8 protein-coding genes are annotated in these 15,308 nt (G+C 65.0%); 4 read left to right on the top strand and 4 right to left on the bottom strand.

Annotation, left to right across the window (positions count from 1 at the left end; all coding sequences use genetic code 11):
- Positions 1 to 36 precede the first annotated feature (36 nt).
- Entirely contained in the window at positions 37 to 378 is a 342-nt protein-coding gene (locus H6955_12565) for a hypothetical protein (protein MCP5314390.1), read from the top strand.
- A 69-nt stretch (positions 379 to 447) separates the two neighbouring features.
- On the opposite strand, the gene H6955_12560 is transcribed toward H6955_12565, so the two are convergent.
- Together H6955_12560 and H6955_12555 are read right to left on the bottom strand one after the other, a co-directional pair.
- A complete protein-coding gene (locus tag H6955_12560; protein MCP5314389.1) occupies positions 448 to 2,172 on the bottom strand; it encodes a bifunctional sulfate adenylyltransferase/adenylylsulfate kinase in 1,725 nt (574 codons plus the stop codon).
- Between the two features lie 116 nt (positions 2,173 to 2,288).
- Positions 2,289 to 2,684, bottom strand: a complete 396-nt coding sequence (locus H6955_12555) for a DUF302 domain-containing protein (protein MCP5314388.1) — start codon at positions 2,682 to 2,684, stop codon at positions 2,289 to 2,291.
- A gap of 199 nt (positions 2,685 to 2,883) precedes the next feature.
- Here H6955_12555 and H6955_12550 point away from each other — a divergent pair, with 199 nt between their 5' ends.
- The 3 genes from H6955_12550 (at position 2,884) to H6955_12540 (ending at position 8,003) form a co-directional block, all read left to right on the top strand.
- Positions 2,884 to 4,977, top strand: a complete 2,094-nt coding sequence (locus H6955_12550) for a hypothetical protein (GenBank protein ID MCP5314387.1) — start codon at positions 2,884 to 2,886, stop codon at positions 4,975 to 4,977.
- Positions 4,978 to 5,384: 407 nt separating this feature from the next.
- On the top strand, positions 5,385 to 7,334 hold the full coding sequence (locus H6955_12545; protein MCP5314386.1) for a response regulator: 1,950 nt from the start codon (positions 5,385 to 5,387) through the stop codon (positions 7,332 to 7,334).
- An 84-nt stretch (positions 7,335 to 7,418) separates the two neighbouring features.
- Positions 7,419 to 8,003 (top strand): hypothetical protein, encoded by a 585-nt coding sequence (locus tag H6955_12540; GenBank protein MCP5314385.1) that lies wholly within the window; start codon positions 7,419 to 7,421, stop codon positions 8,001 to 8,003.
- 75 nt (positions 8,004 to 8,078) lie between these two features.
- Here H6955_12540 and H6955_12535 read toward each other — a convergent pair whose 3' ends face one another.
- Both H6955_12535 and H6955_12530 read right to left on the bottom strand, forming a co-directional pair.
- The gene (locus tag H6955_12535) at positions 8,079 to 10,217 is read right to left on the bottom strand and encodes a tetratricopeptide repeat protein (GenBank protein MCP5314384.1); all 2,139 of its coding nucleotides are present in this window, start codon (positions 10,215 to 10,217) and stop codon (positions 8,079 to 8,081) included.
- A gap of 144 nt (positions 10,218 to 10,361) precedes the next feature.
- The gene (locus tag H6955_12530) at positions 10,362 to 14,909 is read right to left on the bottom strand and encodes a TIR domain-containing protein (GenBank protein ID MCP5314383.1); all 4,548 of its coding nucleotides are present in this window, start codon (positions 14,907 to 14,909) and stop codon (positions 10,362 to 10,364) included.
- Between the last annotated feature and the right edge of the window lie 399 nt (positions 14,910 to 15,308).

Genomic DNA, 15,308 nt, shown 5'->3' with positions numbered 1-15,308 from the left:
GAATAAGCGACAAAAAGGACGAGGGGGAATGAGGGGATGCAGACCCAGCGGATCTTGACCTCGGTGCTGATGCCGCCAGTCGGTGCCTGCCGCTATGGCTGTGGCAGCAACTGCGCGGCACCGGTGACCGTGTTCTGGTTGTTCGGTCTGGTCAGCGTGGTCTACGGCTTTCTCGGCGGCCCGACCGCCGAACCCGGGATCAGCTGGTACACCGTCGGCCTGGGGGCGCTGATGTGGGCGGTTTCCGTGATCTGGACGCTGCTCACTTTCCACGGTGGCACGCAGCAGGAAGGTTGCGTCGCGAGCTGGCCGACACGGACAACGCCCCCGTCCGAAACCGAGACCGAATCCTTCGACCCGGCCAACAAGTCCCATTGACGGGCTGTATCCGGGTGGCGAGGCGACCGGACACGAGCGTGCGCCGGGCCGCAGCCTTCCGGACGGACCTCAGGAGTCGATGAACCCTTCTTTCAGCAGGTAGAGATAGATCTCCTGCGCCGCCTCCATCGGGCTGACATCGGCGGTGTCGATCACCAGCTCGGCACGTTCCGGGACTTCGTAGGGATCACTGATGCCGGTGAACTCCGGGATCAAGCCCTTGCGCGCCTTGGCGTACAACCCCTTGCGGTCGCGCGCTTCGCACACCTCGAGCGGCGTGGCGACGTGGACTTCGATGAAGGCGCCACGTTCCTCGACCATCTCACGCACCGCGCGACGTGTCTCGGTATAGGGGGCGATCGGCGCACAGATCGCGATGCCGCCGTTCTTCGTGATCTCGCTCGCCACATAACCGATACGGCGGATGTTCAGATCGCGATGGGCCTTCGAAAAGCCCAGCTCACTGGAGAGGTTCTGGCGCACGATGTCACCATCGAGCAATGTGGCCGGTCGCCGACCTCCCTCGACCAGCTTGCCGTAGACGATCTTCGCGAGCGTCGATTTGCCGGATCCGGAAAGGCCGGTGAAGAACAACGTGAACCCCTGGCGATTGCGCGGCGGATAGACGTTGCGCAGTTCACCGACGACCTCGGGAAAACTGAACCATTCGGGCGGCGTCTCACCGATCGCCAGGTCGCACTTGAGCTGCGCATCGGTGTACTCGATCCCCTCGAGTCCCTGCGCGGCGATCTCCGACACCCCCATGAAGCGTTGTCTGGACGGCACGTATTGCTGGGCCTCCACGTGCACTATCCCAATGCCGAGGCGGTTCGCGTGCGCGTCGATCAGTTCACGAGACGCCGCCGCATCGTAGAACCGCGGCTCTTCCCCCGGCGGGGTCGGCGGGCCGGCATGTTTGGGGCCGACGATCATGTGCGAACAGCCGTAGTTCTGGTGCACGATCGCGTGCCACAGCGCCTCGCGTGGTCCCGCCATGCGCATCGCCAGCGGCAACAGCGACAGCATCGCGAGGTTATGCGGAAAATGGCGCCGGATCGCCTGATAACAGTGCACCCGCGCGTAGTAATGCAGGTCGCCCGGCTTGGTCATGCCGACGGTCGGGTGCAACAGAATATGCGCCTGCAGATCCTTGGCAACGCGCAGGGTGATGTCGCGCTGCAGGCGATGCATCGGCTTGCTGGTCTGAAACGCGACGACGCGACGCCAGCCCGACTTGCTGAACAGGCCCCGCATCTCGTCCGGCGTGTCCCAATGATTCTCGAAGTCATGATGCAACGGCGCCTGTACGCCCTCGATGCGGCCTCCGATGTACACCGGATTCACGTTCGACAACAGATAACGCACGCCGGGATGCGAGGTATCGCCGGTGTCGTACACCCGTTCGGCCTCGCGCTGCCGGTCCGGCCGCCAGATGTCCTCCACGGTCATCACCGCGGGCATGAACCCCTCGTTGTCGCGCAAGGCTATCCGGTCACCAACGGACAGTTTCTCGGCAAACGCCTCGCTGACGTCCAGCACGATCGGCACCGGCCAGAGCGTACCGTCGGGCAGACTGAGACTTTCGACCACGGCATCGTAGGTCGCCCGGGTCATGAATCCGTCGAGCGGCGAGAAGGCGCCACTGATCAACAACTCGAGATCGCAGACCTGGCGTTGAGACAGCGTGATCGAGGGAAAACCACCCGATGCCCGCCTGATGTCCTCCGCAGCTTCCTCTTCGACCAGAAGATTGACCAACCCGCCACCGCCATGTGGTTGCACCCTGAACGTCATGATCCTGTCTCGCTGTCAACTTGTACGTATTGCCCCGGCGATCTATCGGCCGCCGACACGGGAAATGCAGTCCACCGACGACCGCTGTGGGATCGTCAAAGGATCCCGTCGGTACGTCAGCTCTTTGCGGTGAGCTTTCCGACGACCTCCTGGAGCATGTTGGCCGCCTCGGCGGCGACCACCTTCGGCTCTTCCGTCAGGGTCATGTCAAGCATCGCCGACGGTTGCATGAAACTCACGACCGTCGTTCGTTCATCGACCGCGCGTACCACGACATTGCACGGCAACAACACCCCGGCATTGGGCTCGGCGCTGATGACGCGGTCGGCCAACCCGGGATTGCAGGTGCCCAGGATGCGGTAACCGGGGATCTCCTTGCCCAGTTTGCTGAGGAGGATCGCGCGAACGTCGACATCGCTTACGATACCGAAACCGACTGCCGCCAAGGCTGCGCTCACGTCGGCGACCGCCTGGTCGAACGGCGTCGTCAGTGTCACATTGAATTCATACATGATCGAGACTACTCAATGAAGTGGATTCCCAGATGGGCCCGAACCGGGCACTCTAAAGATGCCCTGCGGGCGGCGCAACACGCGCTGCCCGGAAAGCGAACCGGTGGTTCGCCGGACTGCTGCGACTTGGCAATCCCGGTGACCGCACGCCGCGACTTTCGATACCACGTCATCACGCAACACCGCTGAGCTGGCCAATATGTGTGGATTTTCCGGCATCATCTCCCACCGCCCCACCGCATCGGCCATCGAAAGCGGCGTTCAGGCGTTTCGCCGGGCGGCGCAACGCGTGGCGCATCGCGGCGACACCGAGCACCGCGAACTGTTTCTGGAGCATCTGTGGTTGAGCCACTTCCGGCTCGCGTTCCAGGACGTCGCGGCGGGACAACAGCCGATGTACAGTGCCGACCGGCGACACCTGATCGTGTTCAACGGCGAGGTCTACAACCACCTCACACTGCGCGACGCGATCACCGATCGCACCGGTGTCGCATTCCGCACCCGCAGCGATACCGAGACCCTGCTCGAAGGCTGGAAGGCGTTCGGTGAGGCGTTCTTCGAGCGACTCGAGGGCGAATACGCGCTGGTGATCGCCGCGGTCGACGGCGGTGAACTGGTCGCGCATCGCGACCGGTTCGGCGTAAAGCCCCTGTTCGTCCGTTGCCCGGGTGTCGATACCTCGGCGTTCAGCGGCTACCAGCCCAGCTATGACTTCAGTTGCCCAAGCATCGAGTTCTCGAGCGAAATCAAGGGTCTCACCAGCGCGAAACGCTGGAATCGCACGGGCCTGCTGCGCCAGTTCGTCGGTTTGTACGAACCGATCCGGACACCGTTCGAACACGTACTACAGGTACCTCCCGGCGGGACCCTGGTCGGCCGCCGGCACGATGCGACGTTGCGCTGCGAGCTGCGTACCTTTACGGCGCCGATCCGACAACGGGCGACCGGCCGGGTCACCGACGGCGAGGCCGCATTCGTCGAGGCACTGCACGGCGCGGTAGCCGAACGGCTGCTCAGCGATGTCGAACTCGGTGTCTATCTCAGCGGCGGCGTCGACTCGAAGACGATTGCGTTCGAACTGAGTCGCCTGGTGGACCGGCAACGGGCGATGAAATCGTTCACGGTCGGATTCGCGCACTCCGGTTACGACGAGACCGAAGAGGCCGCGCGCTTCGCCCGACACCTCGGCTTCGACCACCACGTGGTCCGGATCGACGACGAGGCGCTGAACTATTCCTACCCGCTCGCGGTGTACAACAGCGAACTGGTCCAACCGTATACCAACGGCGCCGCGAAATGGTGGCTGAGCCTGTTTACGAGGCAGTTCGTGCACGGGGTGTTGACCGGCGATGGCGCGGACGAACTGCTGTGCGGTTACCCCAGTTACCGCTATAGCAACTGGTGGAAATCGGTGATCCACGGCCGCGGTGAGGCAAATACGATCCGCGAGACCATGGCCCTGCTGGACCGACGACCCCTGGGCTCGCTGGCGCGTGACCGCCTGTACACCGCGCGGTTCTCGGCCCATGCCGACAATCCCTGGCTCGCGGGAGCAAGCGCCGCCGGGACCGGCCGCGATTTTGTCGACAGCCTGCAACTGCTCGGCATCCCCCATCCGTTGTTCGGACAGATCCAGGCGATCGCCGCCGCGTTGCTCGGCCAGCCTGCCGCGGATGAATGGCTGAGGACACAGGCGGCCTCGGTGCAGAGCTGGTTCTACGCCGGGCTGGCGTCACCCGGCGAAGGCTCGACCAATCCGCGCGACGCACTGCTCCTGTGGCAGAACTACTTTGCCAAGACCCACCTGCCGGTGCTGGTGCTGAACTGGGTCGGCGACCGCATGGAGATGGCCAACACGCTCGAGGGGCGTACCCCCTTCCTGGCAAACGGCGTGCGCCGGATGGTCTCCGACCTGCCGGACCGGATGCTGATCAGCGGTCTGCGCGACAAGGTGGTGTTGCGTCGTGCCTATGGCGCCTTGATGCCCGCCGATTTCGTGCGCACACCGAAGAAGCAGTTCAATGCACCGTTTCTCGATGCCGCGTCCCTGATACGACGATTCGATACCGACGGGATCTTCGATCGGACCGGGCTCGGACACGGTGTCTCGCTGGCGCAGCTTCAGTCGTCGACACGTGCCGCGGAGCGGGACGACCCCTTTCTCGCGACCCACCTGCGATCCGCACAGCAGACCGCGGTCGCCATGAGCATCGTCGATGCGACGATCGTCGACGAACAACCCCTGCCGCGCGACGACGCACTGGAGCACCGCTACCTCGGCGGCCACGGATAAGGGCACCTCGAACAACCGGCTCCCCCGCGCGGCGCCAAGGAAGCACCGCGATTTTCGATTGCGACAGTCGATCGAAGCGGCAGAAAGCCGGGGATCGTGATCTCGGATCTCCGCAGAGCGAAATGCCAAGGGTGGCATCGTTCCAGATCCCCGGGGTCGGATCCAGACCACTCGATCCGTGCGATCAAGAAAGGTGCGGAACGGCCGCCAATAGGACTATCCGCTAACGGCTCGAGAACAGCGTCCGACGGAATTCCAGACAACGTCGGCGGGCAGCGCAAGGACCCGCTGCGCTCGGCACACCGGCAGAAACCGTTGAATTGCAACATTAGCGATGATCCTTCCGCATCACCCACGCACCGCTTCAAAGGTCTGAGCAACAGCGAAAGGGACCGGAAGACGCCACTGTGAGCGAAGACAGCCGTATCGAAATCGGGTTGCGGACACGCATTCTGCTGATCGCTCTTGCGATGCTGCTGGTTGCCACCTCGGGGGCCATCGTAACCGCCGGATACCTGATCAACGAACGCCTGATACAGGCCCAGCAGTCGCGTGCCGAGGCCATCGCGCGAGGTCTCAACAGCCAGTTGCAGCGCCTGTTCGCCCTGGGCATCGCACTCGACCAGTTGCAGGGCTTCGAAGACCAGTGTCGCGAAGCGGTCGAGCACAACGAAGGGCTGTCCCAAGCCATGGTGATCGCACCCGACGGTCGCATCCTGTTCCACAACGATCCCTCCAACCCGCGCGGGACCGGGGTCGACGGCGTCATCGACAACGCGATCTCGACCGGCGAACGGTTCTTGCGGCACTTCGACTCGGGCAATTTCTTTGTACTCCAGCCCGTGAGCGAACCTAACGGAGCACATGTCGGCACCATCGCCGTCGGATTTCCCTTCAGCCTGGTCGAGCAGGAACGCAATCACGTGATGATTGCCACGCTGTTGGTGTCCATCGTGGCGATCGGGGTTGGAATGCTGTTGCTGTTGTTCACCCTTTCACGCTACGTGATCGGCCCGATCACCAGCATCGTGACGGCGACTGAACGACTGCGCGCGACCGGCGACGCACCACCGGGGCAACGCCTGCCCGCCAGCGACCTGTATGAATTCAGCGTGATGGCGAATGGCATCAACCGGCTACTGGACCGGGTCGAAGAGCATGAGCGCGCGCTTCACCAGGCAAAAGACGTGGCGGTAGCGGCAAACCGTGCGAAAACCGCTTTTCTTGCCAATATGAGCCACGAGTTGCGCACACCGATGAACGCCATCATGGGCTTCACCGAGCTGTCGTTGAGGTCGTCGGAGGAGCCACGCACCCGAGACTACCTGGAGAAGATGCGCACCGCCGAGCGCAACCTGCTCGCGATCATCGCCGATGTACTGGATCTTTCCCGTATCGAGGCCGAACGCCTGACCATCGAATGCAAGCCATTCAATGTCGGGCAGCTCGTGGACAAACAGATCCGGTTGATCGAACACGCGGCCGAGGACAAAAACCTCACCCTGGAGACCGAGATCGCCGGGGACCTGGACGACCTCGTGGTCACCGGCGATCCACAGCGTCTGGGCCAGGTGCTGTTGAACCTCATGAGCAACGCGGTCAAGTTCACGCACGAAGGACGTGTCACCGTGCGCGCCCGTGTAACGGATCGACACGACGACACGGTGACGCTGCGCGTCGAGGTACAGGACACAGGCATCGGTATCGCCACCATCGACCAGGCGAGACTGTTTCAACCGTTCGAACAGGTGGACAATTCACGGACGCGCAACTACGGCGGTACCGGTATCGGTCTGGCAATCAGCAAGCGCATCGTCGAAATGATGAACGGGCGAATCGGCGTGAGGAGCCAGCCGGGCAAAGGCAGCACTTTCTGGTTCGTCCTGTCGCTGCCACTGGCCGAGTCCGCATCGACCAGGATCGAGACTGCCGAGCCCGAGACACCTGACAATGCGCAGCTGCACGATCTGTGCGCCGGGATGCGCATATTGGTCGTCGAGGACGATGCGGTGAACCAGCTGGTGATCAGCGATCTGCTGGACGCCGTCGGCCTGACCGCCGAGATTGCCGGAGACGGCCAGCAGGCGCTCGAACTGGTCGATCCGGAACGCCATGCCCTCGTGCTGATGGACGTGCATATGCCGAACATGGACGGCGTGACCGCCGTCAAGGAGATGCGCAAGCAACATCGCCTGCTGCACCTGCCGATCCTTGCCGTCACGGCAAACGCATTCGACGAGAATCGCGAGCGCTGTCTCAGCGCAGGCATGAATGACTTCATCGAAAAGCCGGTCGAGGCCGACGAGTTCTACGCCACCCTCGGCATGTGGCTGAAATGCCGCGAAGCGCCCGATTGACGCCAACCGCTCCATGACTCACCTTGCCCATATGATCGGCGTGCGACAATGCACGCAAGGAAATCGGGCGGATCGGAGGGCGTGATGCATATCCACACGAAACACTATCGACCGAGGATACTTCTCTGGCTGCTGTTGGCCGCCGCCGTTCCGCGCAGTATCGCGTTAGCCGGGCCGGCCGGAGAGGGAAAGGAACTGCGGTTTCTGGGCCTCGTCACCCATGTGCCGAAGGTCTGGAATCAGGCCGCCCCCTCCTCATCCATGCGACTCGCGCAGTTTGCGACCCAGGATGAAGCCGGCAAACAAACCGCCGAGCTGATCTTCTATTATTTTGGGCCGGGACAGGGCGGCAGCGCCGAAGCCAACATCGCCCGTTGGCGATCGCAGTTCCACCGTGCCGATGGGACCCTGCCCGAACCGCGGATCTCGAAACTGTCGCCTTCAGGTCTGCCGATCACGCGGGTCCGCCTGCAGGGCAGCTATGCGCGCGGGATCGGCGCCGGTCCGGGCGGTACCGGCAAACCCGACCAGACGTTGGTGGCTGCGCTGTTGCAGACGCACAAGGGACTGGTCACGATCCAACTGCATGGCGATACCGTGTTGGTCGACACCCTGGAAGCGGGTTTCGACGCAATGCTCGACGCGATCAAGCCACTGGACGGCGACTGACGCAGCACTCAACGCTGAGCGCAGTCGGCAGCACCAGGCCGCCCATGGTGCTCGGCACCGCGACAGTGGCCAGGATCAGGCGTCCTTCCCTTCGGCACCGTGCCGCAACATGTTGTCGAATGCGCGCTCGAGCGACTCGGTAAACCCTTGCAGGTCCGTGAACGGTGCGTCATCGAGGCGCTCTTCGAGCTGCGCACGCACGGCGGCGAGACGCGGCATATCCGCGGACAACGCTTTCGCCAGGCCCAGGTAGTCGCCGAGGTCGCTGGTGATCAACGCATCCAGACCAAGCTGCCTCAGCACGCTGCCGGCGGTGCGCGTCACGTAACTGTCGCCGGAGCAGGTCAACAACGGGCAGCCCGCGATCAGTGCGTGAAGCGCCGTGGTCCCGGCACTGCAGGGATAGGTGTCGAGGCAGAGATGCGCATGTGCGTACCTTCCCAGCGTGGACGGCAGATCGGTGACCGCGGAGAACCGCAGGCGTTGTGGATCGATCCCGCGTTGCCTTGCCGCGTCGCACAGTCGCGCACTGCTGTCCCTGCTACGCTCCTCGAGCCACAGCACACTGCCCGGCATCACGTCCAGCAGTTGCATCCAGATGTCGAAGATTTGGCGACTGATCTTGCGTGCATCGTCGAAACAGCAGAACACGAAGGCATCGTCGGGCAGGTCGCACGCCTCGCGCGCGACCACCGCCGGCTGCGGCACGTCGGCAACGAACAACCCGCGCGGCATTCGCAGCAACCGTTCCGTGTAGAGCGGCGCTGCCTCCTCGGGCACCAGGTAGTCGTCGACGACCAGGTAGTCCTCGAAGTCCGCTCCCAGGGTGCCACGGTAACCGAACAGACCGATCTGCAACGGCGCCACGCGCGGTGCGAGGATCTCCGGACGCGCATCCCTTCCATAGCCGCCCAGATCGACCAAGACCTGCACACCGCGGGCGCGTATCTCGCGCACCGCCGCCGCTGGCGAATGAAACCGGATATCGACGACCTCGTCGGCCGCGCGCCTGATGCGTCGCTGGACCTCGCCTTTATCGGCCGGTCCGCAGTTGAATACCGCAACCCGAAACTGGTTGCGATCATGCCGTTCGATCAGCGCAGCCGCCGCCCTGCCCACGGCATCGTCCGATAGACCGCTCGACAGATACCCGATCCTGATCGGACGCATGCTGAACACCGATGCCGGCGGTCGCGCCTGTTCGACACGCAGTGATTCGGCAAAGCGGGTGGCGATCTGCCGCTGCTGCACGGCAGGCAGGCCGAGCGACACGGCCGCGAGCGGTGGCACGATGAACGCAGAAGGCCCGGTCGCGAGCTGCGCCTGCATCTGTTCCACGCCATCCCAGTCACACAGGCGCTGCCGGGTCAGCAGCAGGCTCAGCCAGTAGTCGGCAGAATCGGGTTGCAACTCGAGCGCATGTCGATATCCAGCGGCCGCTGCTTCGAGGTTTCCAGACCTTTCCTCCGCACGGGCGGCACCGTAGTGCGCCGATGCCAGTTCCGGACTCCCACTGACCGCCTGTTGATATGCCGCCCCGGCGTCGACCAGGCGACCTTCATCGAGCAGCAGGTCGCCGAGTCGTTCGTAGTTCGATGCCGACCGGGGATCCAGACGCACCGCCTCCTGCAGGACGCCGATCGCCTCGCCGCCCCGACCCAGGCGCTGTAGCGCGATCGCCAGTGCCTGCCGCGTCTCTGAATCGTTCGCGCGTTGCTTCAGTGCGCGCCTGAGCGCCATCATCGCGTCGCCGGCCTGCCCCCGCTCGAGGAACACCAGGCCCAGTCGCGCCCAGGCATCGGCACTGTCGGTTTCGATCGAAACCGCCTCCCGATACGCAGAGATCGCCTCGTCGCTGTGACCGGTTCGGCGCATGGCATCGCCGAGCCGCACCCAGGGTGCCGCCACACCCGGCTGTGCGTCTATGACGACCTGAAACGCACGCTCCGCGGCAGCGACGTCACCCGCCGTCGCGTACATGTCTCCGAGAAGAAAGTGCACTGTGTGCGCGTCACCGTCGAGCGCGAGCGCGCGTTTCAGATACCCAATCACGGTATCCGCCTCGCCTGGCTCGGCAATGCCGCAGAGCAACTGCAGCGCCTCGATATGATCGGCCTGTTTACCCAGGATGTCGCCGCAGATGCGCGCCGCAGACGGGCGATCTCCCAGTTGTATGGCGCGACGGGCCTGTTCGATATCGGTTTCACCGGACATGCGCGGATACCTTTGTTGGGCGGCCCCAGTATAGGCACCTTATCCCGCATGTAAATTGGGGTTTTGACGGCCGATGTCATCGCCTAGCCAGCGGCCGATCGCCGAACCCGACACGGCGGCGCGCATGCCTTCCCATTCACGGCGCTACTCTCGCCGCAGTGCCTCGAGCGTGGCGTGGTCGTAAGGATCGCCGCCGTTGGAAAGGATCTGCAGCCAGGCCTCACGCTGCGCGACCATGCCGGCCATCGCGGGTTCGTCGCGCAGCGCGGCGACGAACGCGGTCAGATCCTCGGCGGCACCCAGCCGGTCCCCCGAACGTGCGCGCACAAGCGCGCGGCTGTCACGGTGGAACGCGCGCTGCTCGGTCGAGAGGTCGACCGCACAATCACACGCCGGCAGCACGGTCTCGGCAAAGCCATCGAGCCCGCCCAACCAGCACACGCCGTTGCAGGCCGCTGCATCGCCGGCGTCGATCGCCCATCTCGCCGCACGGCGATAGGCATCGTGTGCCGCGTCACGATCGCCGGCCTTTGCCAACGCGGCCGCATGCTGCATGGCATCGGCGAGATCGATTGGCAGATCCGGACAGGTACGACGATAGCTCAGGCCACTCATGTAACGTATCCATTCCGCCTGAGTCAGGTTGCGCGTCGCCCTGGTGCAGGCCTCGGCGAGCAGTGCCTCTGGCTGCCACAGCCAGCGTTGTACCCGGTGTTGCGCAGAAAAAAGTTCGCCGGTTGCTGTCACCACGGTCTCTCCGTCGCCGCTGAAGGCGACCTGGTAGACGGAGGCGTCGTGCGCGATGCTTCCAAGCACCTCGCCGCGGATACGGTCCCAGATCACCAGGTCGTGCTGATCGGCGATCGCCAGGTAGCCGTCATCGTGGCTGAACGCGACCAACGAGGCTGCATGGGGAATGCGCTCCGCCAGCTGTCCATCGAGTGTCCTGTAGACCCGAACGTCGTCGACACCGGCGACTGCCAACAGCTGAGCGTCGTGGCTGAATGCCAGGGACGAGACGTCGCCGCCCAAAGCGAGCGCCTGTCGCAGTCGGCCTGTCGCCACCTCCCACACGCGCACCGCGGCGTCCTGCCCGGCAGTCGCCAGCAATCGACTGTCGGCGCTGAAGACTGCATGCACGATCCCGGCCTCGTGGCGAACGGTCACCGCCTGCGACGGGGCCGACGGATCGACGATATTCAGCTGTTCCAGGGTCTCACCGGTGAATGCCCAGTGCCTACCGTCCGGGGCCGGTATCGCGAGGCCGTTGACGTCACCCCGCGGCGCCTGCGCGATGGGTGTACCGCTGCTCGCATCCCACAGCCTTGCGATGCCATCGGCGTGGGTGGTCGCCAGGCGTCCCCCGTCGATGGCGACCCGCAGGACAGCGACCTCGTCGCCGGTTGCGACGCGCGCACGCGCCTGATCGCCGCCGATCGGCCACAGCTCGATGCTGCCCGCGGGGCCGTATCCGGCGAGGTAGCTGCCGTCCGGGCTCAAGGTCACGGCGCGGTTCGACCAGTTGCTTGCGAGACCGAACCGAGCGGCCGAGTCGGCGACCTCCCAGACGCTCAGATCGCCCTGCGCGCCGGCTACCGCCACGTGGTGTGCGTCGGGTGAGAAGGCGACGGCGAGCACCGAACCCGGCCAACCGATGCGTGCGATCTCACGCTGCAACATGGGCTCGACGACGCGGGCGGTGCGGTCACCACTGCCGACGACGAAGGTCCGTCCGCTCGGGCTGACCGCAAGGTCGAGCAGCGGCGCCGCGAATGCGACGCGCGCGTACTCCTGCCCCGAGTGCGGATCCCATGCCTTTGCCGAGTTGACCGCGGAGGTCAGCAGGAGTCCGGAGGCACTGATGGATGCCACGTAGCGCCCGTCGGGACTGAACGCCACCTGCTGGACACCGTCCTCGTGCTGCACGCTCGCCAGCGCCTCGCCACTGAGCAGGTCATGGGTCGTCGCACTGCGGTCTGCGCTGGCCACCGCGATCAGGCGTGAATCGGGCGAAAAACTCACGTCGTTGATGCCCTGCCCGTCTTTCAGGCGCAGCCGCTCGCTTCCCTGTGCGATGTCCCATACCAGGACGCCACCGGGACGTTCCCGGGCCAGCCGGTCGCGTTGTGCGGCACCGGCACCCTGGCCCAGCCTGAGCCTGTCGGCCCACAACTCGATGGCACTGCCGCTGCCGATCGCGAGATAGCGACCGTCGTCACTGAACGTGACCGCAGTCACCCAACGGACCATCTCGAAGGTCCGCTCCAGGGTTCCGTCATCGAGGTTCCACAGGCGTGCCTTTTTGTCATGGCTCGCGGTCGCGAGATAGTACCCATCCGGGCTGAAGGCGAGATCGACGACGTCACCGTCGTGCGGCAGGACGAACAAACGCCGGCCGCTCGCCGTGTCCCAGACCGCTGCGGTGTCGTCCTCGCTGGCACTGGCGATCAGCTTTCCGTCCGGACTGAAAATCGCCAGATTGACCCGCCCTGCGTGCTGCAGGCGCTGCACCGCGCGCGATGCCCGCCAGTCCCAGACGCCGACCGTGTGGTCGTCGCTCGCACTCAACAGCAACCGCCCGGCCGGATCGAATCGCAACCGATTGATCGACGCGGGGTGGCCGAGACCGCCGACCACCCGGCGCGGCATCAGCGCGACCGCGGCATGCAGGGCCTGGTAGGCCTGGCGCGATGGCACGGCGTTGAACGACTCGACCGCGAGCAACGCGACCTGTTCGGTCCGGTCGGGTTCAGACCCGGCCAGCCTCTGTGCCTCGGCGGCCCACTGCCCGGCCAGCGCCGCGCGGGTCTGTGCCTCGGCCAGTCGCCACTGCCAGGCCAACAGCCCTGCCAGCAACGCGGTGACCACCAGTGCGCCACTGACCGCGAGCAACGCACGCCGACGCCGACGCTCCCGCGCGCGCCGATCGCTGTCCCGCTTCGCCAGGCTACGTTCGATGAAACGCCGCTCGCCGGCACCCAGCTCCACGGCCTGCTCGGTCTGCCAGCGCTCTGCTTCCAACAACGCCGAGCCATGCAGCAGCGACGCCGGATCCTGGTCGAGGCGCTGCCATTCGGACATCACCAGGCGCAGGCGTTCGCGCCATTGCAGGAAGGCCCGGTCGGCATCCACCCAGGTCCGCAACCGCGACCAGTACAGCGGCAGCGTGTCGTGTGCGATATCGGCCATTGCGCCACCGGCATCGGCACGAATCACCACCAACCGTTCATCCGCCAGGCGTTGCAGCACGCCTTCGGCGCGCGCCGGATCGGCAAACCGGTTCAACAGTTCCACCTTGGCGATCGGGCGCGCCGCCACGGCGCCGCGTTGCTCGCCGACCCACACCAGACCGGTCAACAGGCGCCGCGCAATCCCGGCATCGGCATCCGAAAGCGCGTCGATCACACCGTCCGCGTGGTAGCGCAAGGCGCCGGAGACACCACCGATCTCGCGATAGGCATCCCAGGTCAACCAGCGCCCACGGCGGCGGCGCCACAACAACTCCAGCGTGTGTTGCAGCAGGGGCAACGCCACCTCGCCGTCACCCAGAGCGTCCATCGCCAGCTGCGCCGCCAGCCCTTTCTCGAACACCGCACCGACCTGCGCCGCCGGCGCCTCGATCACCTCAATCACGGCCTCCGCCGGCAGCGGCTTGATGTAGAGCTGGTGTGCGACGACCCGATCGGCCAGGTCGCGCAGGGCGCCCAACTCGCCGTAGAAATCGGCGCGCATCGTCACGACCACGCGACCGCGCGAGGTCGCCGACAGGATCGCGGAGGCGAACGCGGCACGCTGCTGCGGATCGGCGCAGAGGCCGAACAGCTCTTCGAGCCGGTCGACGACCAGGACCAGTGGCCTCGCGGGGTCGAACAGCGCGTTCAGCAGCCCCGCAAATGCACCCGGGTCGGCCGCGAGCGTCTCGGTGATCTGCGCGAGGCGTCCGACAGGATCGTCGGTCGACTGGACACGCAACAATGCCGCTGCGAGCGCCTCGAGCGGTCGACTGCCGGGGCGCAACAGCATCTGGATCCGACCGTCGTCGGGCCCGCGGCCGTTCGAATCGAGCCTCGGCAGCACGCCGGCCTGCACCAACGATGTCTTGCCACAGCCGGAGGGTCCGATGACCGCCACGAAAGGTGCGTGCCGCAGTTGCCGCAGGAGTTGCTCGATCACATCGCCGCGGCCAAAGAAAAGATGCGCGTCGGCCGTGGTGAACGCCGCGAGCCCGCGGTAGGGCGCGGGATCATCGGGCAGATCGGCCGTGAACTCCTGGCGCGTCGCCAACCCCTTCAGGGCGGCGACCAGTCGGTCGAAGGTTTCCTGCTCGTCGAGACCTCCGGCAAACCGAATCCAGGTGTCGACGCTTGCCCAGCTGGCCCGCGGCGGCTCGGCACCCGGTAGAAACACATGGATGAGTCTGAAGTCCGGGTTGGCGTCGCGGATCACATACGCGAGATCACGTTCCTGCAGCTGCACCGGGCCGAGGCCGTGCGGTCCCCAGATGATCACGGCCGCGGCGGCGTCATTCAGCGCCTGCTCTATCTCCCGGCGCCAGGATTCCCCGGGGCTCAGCGCGTTGCGGTCGATCCAGACCCGCAACCCGGCCTCGCGCACCAATCGTTCGGCCAGCAGCTCCACGGCCGCGCTGTCACGGCGGTTGTAGCTCAGGAATGCGTCATATGCGGGATCCATGACCTGGAGCGCCATCCCAATGGCTGCGGAATTAGGTACACAGTAGCCAGGAATCGGGCAAACACAAAACACGCGACGGCTACCGTATGGCGAGCTTTTCACCGCCGGTGTACATGGATAGTTGCGCGGGTCGGCGGTGTCGCTTTTCTTTACGAAGCACCGTGAATCTAACGCCGGTTATCCCCTAGACCAATGTTTTAAAAGCACTATTGAGCCTCGGCACAAAAATTGCTGCGATCTTTACAGCGGTCGACACGACTTTCCAGCAGACCCGGCGAATCGGAACGCAATGAGCCAACCCAAACTCTCAGTACAACCCTGCCCCCATCCAAAGGTTTCGCGCGTCTATATCCGCGTAGCGGGGCAACCTGTGCGGCAGTGCGCGGTTCGCTGCCTCAA

Source organism: Chromatiaceae bacterium (assembly GCA_024235395.1).
Classification (GTDB): domain Bacteria; phylum Pseudomonadota; class Gammaproteobacteria; order Chromatiales; family Chromatiaceae; genus Thiosocius.
Note: the sequence above shows the minus strand (reverse complement) of the source record. Positions and strands in the feature narration are given on the sequence as shown.

Excerpts from the sequence above, each read along its gene's own strand:
- H6955_12530 (MCP5314383.1), bottom strand. The coding sequence starts at position 14,909 with ATGGATCCCGCATATGACGCATTCCTGAGCTACAACCGCCGTGACAGC.
- H6955_12555 (MCP5314388.1), bottom strand. The coding sequence starts at position 2,684 with ATGTATGAATTCAATGTGACACTGACGACGCCGTTCGACCAGGCGGTC.
- H6955_12535 (MCP5314384.1), bottom strand. The coding sequence starts at position 10,217 with ATGTCCGGTGAAACCGATATCGAACAGGCCCGTCGCGCCATACAACTG.
- H6955_12550 (MCP5314387.1), top strand. The coding sequence starts at position 2,884 with ATGTGTGGATTTTCCGGCATCATCTCCCACCGCCCCACCGCATCGGCC.
- H6955_12560 (MCP5314389.1), bottom strand. The coding sequence starts at position 2,172 with ATGACGTTCAGGGTGCAACCACATGGCGGTGGCGGGTTGGTCAATCTT.
- H6955_12565 (MCP5314390.1), top strand. The coding sequence starts at position 37 with ATGCAGACCCAGCGGATCTTGACCTCGGTGCTGATGCCGCCAGTCGGT.
- H6955_12540 (MCP5314385.1), top strand. The coding sequence starts at position 7,419 with ATGCATATCCACACGAAACACTATCGACCGAGGATACTTCTCTGGCTG.